Raw genomic sequence first — 12,915 nt, forward strand, 5'->3', positions numbered from 1 at the left:
GGCCGCCGCACACCGCGGCGGCCCTGACCCGCATGAACCCCAAACCGACACCGCTTCTGCAGCACATCCCGCCATCACACGAGGAAAATACCCGCACCATGGCCGCCCGCATCCTGATCACTACCGACTACCTCCGCCCCGGAGACTCCGTTGACCAGCTCCTGCGCGAACACGGTCTGGAACCGGTCTACTCGCCAACCCGCGGCCCGCGGACCCTGGAGGAACGCCGCTCGCTGTTCGACGGCATCTCCGGAGCAATCCTCGCCAGCGAACCGGTCACCGCCGACATGCTCACCGGCGCCGCCTCCCTGAAAGTCATCGCCCGCAGCGGCGTGGGCTACGACTCGATCGATATTCAGGCCGCGGCCGCACAAGGAATCAGGGTCTGCAACGCCCCCGGAACCAACCACCACTCCGTCGCCGAACTGACCATCGGCCTGATCATCATGGCCGCACGCCGCCTCGGCGAGGTCACCACCGCCGTCCGCCAAGGACACTGGCCCCGGGAAGCTGGCCATGAACTGCGCGGCTCCACCCTGGGCATCATCGGCTACGGCCCCAGCGGACGCGCTACCTCAAACCTGGGGGTCGCCCTCGGCATGACCGTCCTGGTCAGCACTGCCCACCCCGACCCCTGCAACACCGCGGTCCAATTCGCCGACCTCGACACCGTGATCCGCGACGCTGACTACCTCTGCCTGCACACCCGCGGAGGCCAGAGCACTGGCCCGCTTATCGACGGGCCCCGGCTGAACACGATGAAACCCACAGCCGTCCTCATCAACACCGCCCGCGGCTCACTCGTCAATGAAGAAGCCCTGGCCAAGGCACTCTGCGACAGCACCATCGCCGGCGCCGCGTGCTCGAGAGCGAACCCCTGCCCAGCGACAGCCCCCTCCGAGGCCTGGACAACCTGCTCATCACCTCCCACCTCGCCGGACAAACGATCCAGGCACGCACCCGCGCCGGGCTGGCGGCCGCGCACGCCGTCATCGACGTCCTCGAAAACCGTAAACCGGCACACCCGGTCGACCGCTAACCCCACACACCAACACAGACGAAGAAGGATCCTGATGTCGACACCCCACCGCATCGCAGTCATTCCCGGCGACGGAATCGGCACCGAAGTCGTGCCCGAAGGACTGCGCGTCCTGGACGCCGCAGCCGCAGCCTTTGATCTCAACCTCACATACGAGCACTTCGATTACGCCTCGGCCGACTACTACACCCGGCACGGGAAAATGCTGCCTGACGGCTGGTTCGACCAGCTGAACCAGTTCGATTCCATCTTCTTCGGCGCCGTCGGCTGGCCAGGGGTCGTCCCCGATCACGTCTCGCTCTGGGGCAGTCTCCTGCAGTTCCGCCGCCACTTCGACCAGTACGTCAGCCTCCGCCCGGTCAAACTCCTGCCCGGCGTGCCCAGCCCCCTGACCGGCCGGGTCCCGGGCGATGTCGATTTCTACGTCGTGCGCGAAAACACCGAAGGCGAATACTCAAGCATCGGCGGGAAAATCTTCGAAGGCACCGACCGCGAAACCGTCATGCAGGAAACCGTCATGACCCGCACCGGCGTGGACCGGATCCTCAAGTACGCCTTCGACCTGGCACAGAGCCGGCCCAAGAAGCACCTGACCTCCGCAACCAAGAGCAACGGCATCTCCATCACCATGCCCTACTGGGACGAACGCGTCCAGGAAATGGCCAAGCACTTCAGCGACGTCAACGTAGACAAATACCACATCGACATCCTGGCCGCTAACTTCGTCATGCACCCGGACTGGTTCGACGTAGTAGTCGCCAGCAACCTCTTCGGCGACATCCTCTCCGACCTCGGCCCGGCCTGCACCGGAACCATCGGCATCGCCCCCAGCGGCAACATCAACCCCGAACGCAAATTCCCCAGCCTCTTTGAACCCGTCCACGGCTCCGCCCCGGACATCGCCGGCAAAGGCATCGCCAACCCCATCGGACAAATCTGGTGCGCCGCCATGATGCTCGACCACCTCGCAGAACCCCAAGCCGCGGCCGCCATCACCACCGCCATGGAAACGGTCCTTGCCCAAGGACACCAAGCACTAACGCCCGACATGGGCGGCAACGCCACCACAGAGACGCTCGGCAAAGCAGTGGCCACAGCCCTGACCGCACCATGACCCCACCAGCTGATCGGAGCGACCGTCCAGATCCGCCAGCACGGCCACATCATCCGCACGGGAACCGTCGATGAAGCCATGGCCGACTCCACAGCGCTCTGGATCGCAGGCGAGGCGGCCCAACCACGCACCATGTACGAAGCCGCACACGGGAACGAAGTGTGGGCCGAACCGGACGAAGCCGAAGAAGGGCTCTTCTGCTGGACGACACCCACAGCACCCGCACCCAACTAGGCCAGCACGGAGACCCCATGACGCAGTCCACCCACATGACCCAACGTACCGAAGACCCCTTCCACACCTTCATCCTCGAGCGCCACATCCCAGCTGAAATCGCCCGTTCCCGGCTTCTGGTCAACGCGATGAAAACCGAACTGTTTGACCAGTCCGCCGTTTCCCGTGCTGACTCCATCATCCTGGACATCGAAGACGCCGTGGACCCGTCGCAGAAGGACCAAGCCCGAGGAAACGTCATTGACTGGCTGTCCGGCGGCGGCAAGGCCTGGGTCCGGATCAACGACGCATCGGCAAGACAGGCCGCCGCATCCGGAAGAAACCGACATCAGCAACGCCGCCATCAGCACAACCCTAAACGGGGAAGTCGAACAAAAATCGGACCTCTCCCACCTGATCTTCAGCATCCCCACACTCATCGCCACCATCTCCGAATTCACCACACTGGAGCCCGGGGACGTCCTCCTCACCGCCACACCCTCCGGAGTCGGATACCGCCGAGACCCCCAACTGTTCCTCAAAGACGGCGACACCATCACCGTGACTCTGGAAGGAGTCGGCAGCATCACCAACACCGTCCGGGCGGTATCACGATGTAGGTGTTCCTGACCGGCGAAGAGCGCTGGAGAGTCCTTCGACTTCACGTCGAGGACCAGGTTCCCCTTGCTGCCCTCGCCCGTGAAAACCGGGATTAGCACCCGCACTCTTCAACGTTGGCGCCGAGCTACTCCGTTGTCCGCGAGATCGTTCAGGCACTAGGCTCTGCCCTGGTGACCCTGGCTCTCGAAGGTCCCGCATCCTATCGGGATCGGCACGAACTTGTCCTCCCGCCGCCGCGCCGACCGGCCCAACCAGATATGGCAAGCGGACCACACCCAACTCGACATCCTGATTAGCGGCGCCACCGGGAAACCTGACCGGCCATGGCTGACGACAGTGACGGACGATTACGCCCGTGCGCTCTGTGTACTCGACCATCGGCCGTCCCCAGAGCAGAGGAATGATCGAACGGTTCTTCGGGACCATAAACACCGAAGTTCTCCCCACCCGCCCCGGACACCTTGGGCCCGGGAACAGGAAACCACGCCCCGCGCTCGACCTCCCGGGACTGGATCGCGCCATCGGAAGCTTCGTCGCCGCCTACAACGACCGGACCCACAGCGAACTTGGTATCTCTCCACGGGATGCTTGGGTCGCGGACGGTTGGCTGCCCGGATGCCCGAATCCCTGGAGGACCTCGACGGACTCCTCCTGACAGTTCCAAAGAACCGGACCGTGCAACGCGACGGCCGGTATTCCGCGGCAGCGAGTGCACACGACTCCTAGTACGAAACCGGTGGCTCATTCAGCCCGGTACAGGCACGTTGGCCGGCTCCGCCTGGGTCCTCGTGCTGCTTCCGCGCGAGCTACTGTTTGAGCACCGGTTTGTCCTCGAGGAAGAGGCCCGGCTCGCCCGGCTGTTTCCGCAGTCCTACCCGGACTACGCGGACAAGGTGCCACGCTACCTTGGGCTCCCCCGCACGCAGGTTCCTGCCGCTGGAACTCTCGCGCCGCCGTCGTACGCTTCAGCCGCTGCCATAGGAAACCCACAGGTCCACGCCCTACCATGGCCCTCATGAAAGCTGCCCGCGACGCCCGCTCTGCCGCCGTTGTGATCAACGCCGGATCACGCCGCGGGGCGGCCCACGAACTTGCCGTGGACACGATGCAAAAGGCAGGCGTGCCGATCTCCGCCGTGCACCCCGTGCTGTCGGGGGCGGACCTGGCCGGGACCCTTGACCGGGTGCTCGCGGACGGGCACGATCTGGTGGTTGTCGGCGGCGGCGACGGGACCGTGTCCTACGCCGCCGGCCGGGTTGCCGGCACGAACGTTGTGCTCGGCGTTCTGCCGCTGGGCACCGCCAACGACTTCGCCCGCACGCTGGAGATACCGACCAACCTTGCCGCGGCGTGCGCCACTATCGCGGAAGGGAAGGTGGTGGATATCGACCTCGGCCGGGCCAACGGCGAGCCGTTCCTCAACGTCGCGTCGGTGGGCCTGTCGGTGTCTGTAACCGAGGCCCTGAGCCCCCGGCTGAAGCGGTACATCGGGCCCTTGGCGTACAGCATCGCCACGATCCTGGCCTATACCCGGCACAAGCCGTTCCGCGCCCGCCTCGAGTTCCCCGACGGGGACCACGAGCCGCTGGAGCTCGAGGACCTGCTTCAGGTGGCCGTCGGCAACGGCCGGCACTACGGCGGCGGCAACACGGTCTCCCCCACCGCCGGAATCGATGACCACATCCTTGATATCTACGCCATCGTGGCCGGCCCGCTCCGGGAGCATGTGAGCATCGCGCGGCTGCTCAAAGACGGCAGCTTCATCAAACACGACCGGGTGCACCACCTGACCAGCCGAAGCGTCCGGGTGGTCACCGCGCCGCCGATGCCGGTAAACCTCGACGGCGAGATCGCCACCACCACGCTGGCCGACTTCACCATCCAGCGCAACGCCGTCCACGTGGTAGTGCCGCAGAGCAGCACCAGCGCGCTGTTCGACGGGCCGGGCGCCGCGAACTGGCCGCCCCTTTGACGCTGGTGATCATGGTGCTGGTCTTCCAGCGCCGCATCGTGGAAGGCCTCACCGCGGGAGCAGGCAAATGAGCGGTTCACTCCGGAAAGCGTACGACGGCGGCGGCCGCGTTTCAGGTCCGGTCACCGGGCAGTGGTGGGACTCCGCCGTGATCTACCAGGTGTATCCGCGCTCCTTCGCGGACGGCAACGGCGACGGCGTGGGCGACCTCGCCGGGCTGGCCGCACGCCTGCCGTACATCGCGTCGCTGGGTGTGGACGGGGTCTGGATGACGCCGTTCCAGCCCTCGCCGCAGGTGGACCAGGGTTACGACGTCAGCGACTACTGCGGCGTGGACCCGCTGTTCGGCACCATGGCTGAGTTTGATTCTCTCTTGGAGCTCGCCCACTCGCTGGGGCTTCGGATCCTGCTCGATGTCGTCCCCAACCACTGCTCCTCGGACCACCCGCTGTTCCAGGGTGCTGTGGCGGCGGGTCCGGGCTCGCCGGAGCGGGACATGTTCCACTTCGTTGAAGGCCGCAGCTCCGGCCCCGGGTCAGTGAGCGACCTACCGCCCAACAACTGGCAGAGCGTCTTCGGCGGCCGGGCCTGGTCCCGCGCTTCCCCGGATTCGGGCACTGACACCGAGTGGTACCTGCACCTGTTCTCCCCCGGGCAGCCGGACTGGAACTGGCGGAACCCGGCGGTGGGCGACTACTTCGAGGGCGTGCTCCGCTTCTGGTTCGACAAGGGCGTGGACGGCCTCCGGATAGACGTCGCGCATGCCCTCTTCAAGGCGGACGGCCTGCCGGACGCACCGTCCGCCACCGCCGTCGTGGACGGCCTGCGGTCCAACCCGCTGGTTTCCGACCAGGAGGACGTCCACGACGTGTACCGGCGCTGGCGGACCCTCGCCGAGAAGTACCAGCCGCACCGCCTGCTGGTGGGCGAGGTCAACCTGGAACCGGCTCGCGCCGCCCGCTACACCCGCGCCGACGAGATGCACCAGGCGTTCGCCTTCGCTTTCGTGAAGCTCGGCTGGGATCCTGCGTCATGGGCTGCCGTCGGGGCGGAACTGGAGGCTGCCCGTTTGCTCCATGGCGCCTCCCCCAGCTGGGCGCTGGAGAACCACGACATTGTCCGCTCCGTGACGCGGTTTGGCGGCGGGGACGTTGGTGCGCGACGCGCGCGGGCCGCGGTGTTGGCGCTGCTCGGACTGCCCGGTGCCGCCTACATCTACCAGGGACAGGAGCTTGGGCTGCCCGAAGTGGACGTCCCGGTGGAGGCCCGCGTGGATCCCATGTGGGCCCGCGGCGGCATCACCCGCGACGGCGCCCGCGTCCCGCTGCCGTGGACTGAGTCTTCGTCGTGGCACCACGGCTTTTCGTTGGTGCCGTCGGCGTCGGCCCCGTGGCTGCCGCAGCCTGAGGGCTGGGGGCAGTACGCGGTTGAAACCCAGCAGCAGGACCCCGGTTCCATGCTGGCGCTGGTGACTGCCGCCGTCGGACTCCGCCGCGAGTTGTGGGAGCAGGGCGTGTTCACCGCGGACGACGGCGGCAGCTGGCGCGTCGAGGACGGGAACCTGCTGATCTGCGAGCGCAGCCCGCGGTTCGTGGTGGCCGTGGCGATGGGTACCGAGCCGGTGCGGCTGCCCGTGGGGACGGTGCTGGCCACGGCGATGCCGCTGGAATCGGACGGTTGGCTGCAGCCGGACAATGCTGCGTGGGTGCTGCTCAGCTAGGAGGCTGCGAAGGACCTGACCCTAGGACTTCTGCAAGCCTGTCCAGCGACTCCGGGCTCGCGGCCAACTCAACCTTGCCCCCGTTCGTCATCAGGGTCATGGCGTGGAACCCGTACGCCGGCGGGTATTTGCGCTCCTTGCCGCTGACTTTCCGGCGCTCCGGAAAAACTTCCTGCACCTCGAAATCAGTTGCCCGCCCTGACGGCTCCAGGTTGTCGTAAACAGCAGGCTGGAACCGGATAGACCCGGCGCCGGGAGTTGCGATGCCCTGGTTCCAGATGCCGCTGAGGGAACCTGGAAGAGAGTCTGGGTAGCGGATGAATACCCTGAACCGGCCGTGTTCGTCGAGCCGATGCTTGGTCTTGCGCATATTTCGAATCTAGAACAGTGCCAAAAGCCAGTAAACCAAAGTGTAAAAGAAGGCGGTGAACAGGGCGTCCACCGGGTCGTCCGGGTCCACGACGAGCCAGATGGCAGCGGTTACCACGAAAAAGAGGACGTACCCAAGCGAGAGTGCCAGGTACGGATGCCGCCGGACCCAGTTTTTCACTGCCTCCCTGATGTGGGGGCGATCTGTAGTGCGACTCATCCGGGCCGGGCCTGGTCCAGGGCCCTTAACAGCCGGTCCCGGGACCTGTCCATTTTCGTTGGCATGTCGGCGACAGGGGAATCCGCTACTGATCTACTTCATCTTCGGCCGTTTCATTGTCAAAAGGAGGCGGAAGCTCGCAACGGTCTACGGGCTGACCACTTCGCGGGCGATCGTCTGCACGGGCGAACGTAGAGGCCGAGCAGAACAAAGGGGATGCCCCAGAGAATAAACAGGGGCTGCCTGACATCAGCTGAAGGCCTTGCCCACTTCGTATTCGGTGCGTGCGACTTCTCCTCGAACCGTGTATTACGTGCTCTAACTTACTTATGGGGTAATCCCGTTGGTGGAGGCACTGGTGATGTTCATAGCGCAGCTGACCACGGTGGGGATTATTCTAATTGTCGCCGGGATTATCCGGCTGACGGCTTACCCCATCCAGGCAATCTCGCGATCCTTCAGCAGATCTGGCCAGCCCTGAGAATGGCCGTCGCGGAATTCCCCGGTCTCCGGCGTTTCTGCTCGTTCGCTGGCTATTGGTTAGGACCACGGCGCCCCATTAGGGGCACGGACGGTGGACTCGTTGTGGGCTGATGGAATTTGCTGATTCGTAGCGGGTTCCTGCTGGCTGTTCTCCTGGTTGGGTCGGAGCACTTCACGGACAATTTGGGTGAGTGTCAGCGCCTGTCCACCGGCCCAGGCTAGGCCGAAGCGGATCGGACCGGCATCGGTGCGCGCCTGGGTGATGACTGATTCGACGAGTCGGCGTTCTGGGGTGTTGAGCGGAAGTCCCCGGTCCGTGCGGTATGCGTCGACAGCCGCGAGCACGCGAATGGCTTGTTCGACGCGGTGCTGTGCGACGAAGACACCGGCCAGTGACTCGAGGAAGCCGGTGACGTGGCCCTGGGCACCAAGCTCAATTCCTGCACCGACCGCCTCATAGAGCAGCTGTTCTGCAGTGTCGTAGTCGCCCGCCTGTTCCATGCTCTCGGCTAAGTTCGTTGAGACTATTCCCAGAAGCCACCGGTCACCGAGCAGCCGGGCAAGCGCGACGCTCTGTTGGCAAAGGTCAAGGGCTCGGGCATGGTCGCCGGCGTAGTGCGCTATCCGACTCAGAAGAATCAAAGCGGCTACGCGGGTGAGGGCGCTGGCTTGTGGTGAGGACAGTGCTCTTTCAGCTAGTAGTTGAGCGGTGGCTGGGTCTGGATCATTGCGTTCCGAGGCCTGCACCGCCAGACACAACGTGCTCCATGCGACGCCTTGGTCGTTACCGGCGGCCTGGAAGGTCTGAAGCGCACGACGATGGAGATCGGTCGCCTCATCGTGGCGGCCGAGGACCCAGCATAGTGTGGCCGTTCCACTGAGCGCCGGGGCTTTGAGGGAAGGTGCAGCGTCCGGCGTGTCGGTGAGCAGCTTGAGGGCGATCCCGCACTGCTCGGCCACGTCCTCTGTCAGCTCCCAGTAATGCCACAGAGTTCCGACCAACCTTAGCGCCAAATTAGCCGAGCCGTCCGGTCCTGCCGCCCACGCCAGTGCTCCCCGCAGATCCGCCGCATCGGCATGCAGCAACCGGAAGGCGCGCACTTGACCCGGCGTCCACAATTGAGGGCTTAAAGCCTCGGCAAGACCGAGGTAGAACTCGGCATGCCGACGCCGCACCAGTGCAGCATCGCCGAGTGACCTGAGGTGGTTACGCGCGAACTCCCGGATCGACTGCAACATCGATACCCTGTCTGCTCCTGCTTCATCGGTGTATCGGCGTAGCAGGCTATGGCGTGCGAGTCCTGTCAGCAAGCCCTCAGCGGCCTCTTCATCGGAAGCTGATCCGCGGATGTAGCTGACCGCCGTCACCGTCGGGTCAGCAACGAAAACGCCAAGCTGATCGAAAAGTTCCCGCTCACCCTCACCGAGCAGGTGGTAACTCCACGCGATCGTAGCCGTGAGGGTTCGCTGCCGATCTGGAAGATCGCGGAAGGCTGCAGGCATGGCGGCAAGACTGTCTTCCAGATCATGCAGAAGTGCGTCCTCGCTACGATGGCGCAATTGGGCTGCCGCCAGTTCGATCGCGAGAGGAAGACCGTCCAAGCGGTGACAAATCCGGGTCACCACAGCAGCATTAGTGTCGTTGAGATTGAACTTCGGACGGACCGCCCGGCCGCGGGTCAGAAAGAGTTTCACGGCTGGCACATCCTGCAGCAGACGCGGAGGCAGCGGTGGATCGAGGGGAGGCAGAGCCAACGGCGCGAGCTCGTATTCGTACTCGGCGCGCAGTCCGAGGGGTCGTCGGCTCGTTGTCAGGATCCATAGCTCGGGTGCGGCGGTGAGCATGTCCAGCACAACCGGCCACGCCTCCTCCAAGTGCTCGAAGTTGTCCAGGACCAACAACAGCCGACGGGAGCGCAGGAAGCGAATCACGACCTTCAGCGGGTCACTGCCTGCCACGTCCTCCAAGCCGAGCCCGGACGATATCGCAGAAGGCACTTGCTGAATCTGAGTGAGCGAGCCGAGGTCGACCCAACAAACACCGTCGGTCGTTCGGTTACTGAGCTGTCTCGCAGCCGCTAATGCAAGACGGGTCTTACCTGTCCCACCCGGACCCGTTACGGTTACCAACCTGCAGCCGTCGGCGACATACAAAGAGCACAATTCAGCTAATTCGGCATCACGGCCAACCATTGGCGTGAGTTCTGCCGGAAGGTTGTCCAGCCGTTGCCTGATCCGGCGATGACCCTCAGGGACAGGAGCCGCAAGCGAGGGATCCTGTCGTAGGACCAACCGTTCCAACTGTTGCAGGCGTGGACCGGGGTCAATTCCCAGTTCCTCTGTGAAAACCTGGCGCGCCTCACGGCAGGCCGCCAGGGCATTCGCCTGACGTTCAGAGCGGTACAAGGCAAGCACGAGCGAGGCCCACAGGCGCTCCCGGTACGGTTGCTGAACCACCAACGACTGCAACTCAGTCACCAGCGTTTCATGTCGACCCAGTGCGAGCTCAACCTCAACCAGGTTCTGGTAGACGTCCAGCCGGGACTCCTCCAACTCGTCCAGCTCCGGCCGAAACAATTCGATGTCCGCCAGTTCAGGAAATACCTGCCCCCTGAAGAGCTCCACGGCCCGGCGAAGCGAATCCGCCCCTCCAACCAGATCCCCAGCCTGCACCGCCAGCTCACCGGCGGCCACCTGCTCACGGAACTGCAGGAGATCAAGCTCCTCCTCCATGACAGCCAACACATAACCGCCCGACCTGCTGGCCAACCGCTGGGACGCCACGCCCTTCGATCGATCAGGATCCAACATGCGACGCAGATTCGCGACATACACCTGCAACTGGGGGCCCGGTTTAGTCGGAGGATGCTCGGCCCAAAGAGCCTGAACCAAGAAATCAGATGTCACAACCGAGTTTGCCCGCAGAGCCAGACACTCCAACACAACCCGCTGCTGAGCAGCACCGACGGCGACCGGAACCCCGCCAACGACGACCTCCAGCGGGCCAAGGGCCCGTATCCAAAGTGCACTCACAGCACAACGCTCCTCACCGACCGCTCCCCAGACCCTTCCAACCCCGGTCTCGCGAAGCATGTCCATGTGGCGACGCCCACCCAGCAGCAGCTGCCCAGACAGCCGCTCGGGAGTCTGAAGGTCTTGCCGGTTCGTCCCTATCATGCCTCTGCGGCACACAGTGGGTCTAGTGGCACCGCTTCGGGGCGGCAGCAACTTCCCTGGACAACTGGCAAAGGCTGCATACAGCACGAGAGCAAGGCCCCCATCCGGGCACGACAGGTTAGCGGAAGGCAAGCATGAAGGCGGCCAGCGGCGCGATCGTTCAGGCGTGCACCATCCGAAAGGACCAGTGCCGATGGTTTGGCCGATCACGGGAATTAAGGATCGATTAAGGCCAACGCGCGACTCTTAGAACACGAGATACACAGCAGCCAGCAATAGCCGATCCAAGAGCACCACCAACAAACCAAACCTAACGATCTAGAGGGGATCCTGATAATGAAGCGAAGAGAAGCATGCAGGATCCGCAACAGTCAGCGGATTCAAGCACACGCGAACAACACGGGACTTGCAGCAACCCACGCGCTGGAACCCTCCACACTGACTGACGATTACCGCCAGATCTGGGGCCAGGAAATTTGGCCGGACTGCCTGGATTAACAACCATCCCCAAACAACCCCGCTCACCAAACCCGCACCCTTAGGAGATCATTTATGTTCCGCAAGATCTGGGCCACCGTCGTCCTGACCGCGACCGCCCTGGGCTTCGCCGCCGCCACCGCCGGCCCCGCAACCGCCGGGATGGCAATCAATCACTCCGAGCCGCTCGTCCGCCGCTGAGCCCGGCATCCCCCAAGTACCACCCCACATCCACCAACCCGCTTCACCCTCTTAGGAGATCATCATGTTCCGTAAGATCTGGACCGCCGCCGTCCTGACCGCCACCGCCCTGGGCTTCGCCGCCGCCACCGCCGCCCCCGCAACCGCCGGCCTTGGGGTTAACCACTCCGAACCGCTCGTCCGCCGCTGACACACACCTATTCCACTGGGAGTCAACCATGCTTTCCAACCTTATGAACACGGCCAACAACCGTGATGCCCAGCCGTCGACCAACACGGGCCAGCGATCGAGGCTCAAGATGCTTCTGTCCTTGTGCCTATGTCTTCCAACTTTGGGTCTATTGGGACTACCTCCGGCCAATGCTTCCGGCCCCGTCGGGCAGCCGACAGTACCCCCTTCCCCGCTGGCCCCGAGCACGCCAAAGGCGGTCCACAACGGGAGCACGCAGGTGACGCTGACCTGGACGGACAGATCGACCAATGAACTTGTGTTCGGCGTCCAGTACCGCGACCACGGAGGCGCATGGAAAAACGCCCCCAGCGTTCCGAGCACCTCCACCAGCACCACAGGCAAGACCTACACAACGACTCACACGGTGCCCTATGGGACGATATTTTGCTACCACATCAGTGCAGGCAATCTGGGAGGAGTCAACTACAGCCCGGCGGCGTGCGCCGTACCGGCGGCACCCGGCAAGCCAACGACCCTTCGAAGCGGCAGCTACAGCGAGACCTACGGCGACCAGCGGAATTTGGTTTACTTCAACCGGTCTGCTGTCTGGGAGTGGGGCTACCGGCTCTACACCCGACGTCAAGATTCCACTGGTTGGGTTTTCAACAGCGAGCTCGTGTCAGGTCCACCTACATCAGCAACAGAACAAATGCGGGCAATCAATCTTCCAGAAAACGGAACGTACTGCCTCCGGGTTGTCGCCTTCAATAGCCGAGGCGTGTCCGAGGCCACCACTGAGGACGTCTGTATCTCTACGACGCCAATAATCGAATAGGGACATGTAGGAAAACTGGACAGGCCGGGTAGACAGAGGCATCAGATGCCTAGTCTGCCCGGCTGGACCGTGTGCGACGAGCATCTCGCAGAAAAAATTGTCTGTCCCCGTTCCGATGCTTGCTCATACGCCGCACGAACGTTTTGGAACCTGGCCAACGACGGCCCATGTCAACCGCACGCGTGATATGCCCCATCGGAACCCAGCTAGGACAGCCCTAGAGGCCTGTCGGCTGAAGCCGAGTTGACCAGATCCTGACGGCGATGACAGACCTCTGGCCCCCGAAGGTCTGCCAGTCAGTT

General features: G+C 63.9%; 12 protein-coding genes and 1 pseudogene. 10 read left to right on the top strand and 3 right to left on the bottom strand.

Going from position 1 to position 12,915, the window contains the following annotated elements:
• Nucleotides 1–32 precede the first annotated feature (32 nt).
• The 7 genes and pseudogenes from GUV69_RS23635 to GUV69_RS09615 all read left to right on the top strand — a co-directional run bounded on the left by GUV69_RS23635 (nucleotide 33) and on the right by GUV69_RS09615 (nucleotide 6,679).
• The gene (locus GUV69_RS23635; protein WP_280113739.1) at nucleotides 33–2,153 is read left to right on the top strand and encodes a tartrate dehydrogenase; all 2,121 of its coding nucleotides are present in this window, start codon (nucleotides 33–35) and stop codon (nucleotides 2,151–2,153) included.
• A 78-nt stretch (nucleotides 2,154–2,231) separates the two neighbouring features.
• A complete protein-coding gene (locus tag GUV69_RS09585) occupies nucleotides 2,232–2,387 on the top strand; it encodes a hypothetical protein (RefSeq protein WP_164201804.1) in 156 nt (51 codons plus the stop codon).
• 35 nt (nucleotides 2,388–2,422) lie between these two features.
• Nucleotides 2,423–2,683 (top strand): annotated as a pseudogene (locus GUV69_RS09590) (aldolase/citrate lyase family protein); the annotation flags it as partial.
• Nucleotides 2,628–2,996, top strand: a complete 369-nt coding sequence (locus tag GUV69_RS23640) for a fumarylacetoacetate hydrolase family protein (protein WP_164201806.1) — start codon at nucleotides 2,628–2,630, stop codon at nucleotides 2,994–2,996. The pseudogene GUV69_RS09590 and the gene GUV69_RS23640, both read left to right, overlap by 56 nt.
• A gap of 755 nt (nucleotides 2,997–3,751) precedes the next feature.
• Nucleotides 3,752–4,006: a hypothetical protein gene (locus GUV69_RS23005; RefSeq protein ID WP_208786622.1), complete on the top strand. Its 255-nt coding sequence runs from the start codon at nucleotides 3,752–3,754 to the stop codon at nucleotides 4,004–4,006.
• Nucleotides 4,003–4,959 (top strand): lipid kinase, encoded by a 957-nt coding sequence (locus tag GUV69_RS09610; RefSeq protein ID WP_164201808.1) that lies wholly within the window; start codon nucleotides 4,003–4,005, stop codon nucleotides 4,957–4,959. The genes GUV69_RS23005 and GUV69_RS09610 overlap by 4 nt, the downstream gene beginning before the upstream one ends.
• A gap of 67 nt (nucleotides 4,960–5,026) precedes the next feature.
• On the top strand, nucleotides 5,027–6,679 hold the full coding sequence (locus GUV69_RS09615; protein WP_164201810.1) for an alpha-amylase family glycosyl hydrolase: 1,653 nt from the start codon (nucleotides 5,027–5,029) through the stop codon (nucleotides 6,677–6,679).
• Here GUV69_RS09615 and GUV69_RS09620 read toward each other — a convergent pair.
• From GUV69_RS09620 to GUV69_RS09630, 3 genes are all read right to left on the bottom strand, one after another.
• On the bottom strand, nucleotides 6,672–7,049 hold the full coding sequence (locus tag GUV69_RS09620; RefSeq protein WP_164201812.1) for a hypothetical protein: 378 nt from the start codon (nucleotides 7,047–7,049) through the stop codon (nucleotides 6,672–6,674). The genes GUV69_RS09615 and GUV69_RS09620 overlap by 8 nt on opposite strands.
• Before the next feature lie 9 nt (nucleotides 7,050–7,058).
• Nucleotides 7,059–7,229: a hypothetical protein gene (locus GUV69_RS09625; protein WP_164201814.1), complete on the bottom strand. Its 171-nt coding sequence runs from the start codon at nucleotides 7,227–7,229 to the stop codon at nucleotides 7,059–7,061.
• Between the two features lie 579 nt (nucleotides 7,230–7,808).
• Complete coding sequence (locus tag GUV69_RS09630) at nucleotides 7,809–10,928, bottom strand: AfsR/SARP family transcriptional regulator (protein ID WP_348272253.1); 3,120 nt, start codon at nucleotides 10,926–10,928, stop codon at nucleotides 7,809–7,811.
• A gap of 552 nt (nucleotides 10,929–11,480) precedes the next feature.
• On the opposite strand from GUV69_RS09630, the gene GUV69_RS23430 reads away from it, so the two are divergent.
• The 3 genes from GUV69_RS23430 to GUV69_RS09635 all read left to right on the top strand — a co-directional run bounded on the left by GUV69_RS23430 (nucleotide 11,481) and on the right by GUV69_RS09635 (nucleotide 12,613).
• The gene (locus tag GUV69_RS23430; RefSeq protein ID WP_280113740.1) at nucleotides 11,481–11,606 is read left to right on the top strand and encodes a hypothetical protein; all 126 of its coding nucleotides are present in this window, start codon (nucleotides 11,481–11,483) and stop codon (nucleotides 11,604–11,606) included.
• A 64-nt stretch (nucleotides 11,607–11,670) separates the two neighbouring features.
• Entirely contained in the window at nucleotides 11,671–11,796 is a 126-nt protein-coding gene (locus GUV69_RS23435) for a hypothetical protein (protein WP_280113741.1), read from the top strand.
• 259 nt (nucleotides 11,797–12,055) lie between these two features.
• Nucleotides 12,056–12,613, top strand: a complete 558-nt coding sequence (locus tag GUV69_RS09635) for a hypothetical protein (RefSeq protein WP_164201819.1) — start codon at nucleotides 12,056–12,058, stop codon at nucleotides 12,611–12,613.
• Nucleotides 12,614–12,915: the final 302 nt, after the last annotated feature.

Source organism: [Micrococcus luteus] ATCC 49442 (assembly GCF_010367585.1).
GTDB lineage: Bacteria > Actinomycetota > Actinomycetes > Actinomycetales > Micrococcaceae > Arthrobacter > Arthrobacter luteus_A.

What these genes read in the sequence shown, in the direction of transcription:
- GUV69_RS23635 (WP_280113739.1), top strand. Translation starts at nt 33, where the DNA reads ATGAACCCCAAACCGACACCGCTTCTGCAGCACATCCCGCCATCACAC.
- GUV69_RS09585 (WP_164201804.1), top strand. Translation starts at nt 2,232, where the DNA reads ATGGCCGACTCCACAGCGCTCTGGATCGCAGGCGAGGCGGCCCAACCA.
- GUV69_RS09610 (WP_164201808.1), top strand. Translation starts at nt 4,003, where the DNA reads ATGAAAGCTGCCCGCGACGCCCGCTCTGCCGCCGTTGTGATCAACGCC.
- GUV69_RS09615 (WP_164201810.1), top strand. Translation starts at nt 5,027, where the DNA reads ATGAGCGGTTCACTCCGGAAAGCGTACGACGGCGGCGGCCGCGTTTCA.
- GUV69_RS09620 (WP_164201812.1), bottom strand. Translation starts at nt 7,049, where the DNA reads ATGCGCAAGACCAAGCATCGGCTCGACGAACACGGCCGGTTCAGGGTA.
- GUV69_RS09630 (WP_348272253.1), bottom strand. Translation starts at nt 10,928, where the DNA reads ATGATAGGGACGAACCGGCAAGACCTTCAGACTCCCGAGCGGCTGTCT.
- GUV69_RS23430 (WP_280113740.1), top strand. Translation starts at nt 11,481, where the DNA reads ATGTTCCGCAAGATCTGGGCCACCGTCGTCCTGACCGCGACCGCCCTG.
- GUV69_RS23435 (WP_280113741.1), top strand. Translation starts at nt 11,671, where the DNA reads ATGTTCCGTAAGATCTGGACCGCCGCCGTCCTGACCGCCACCGCCCTG.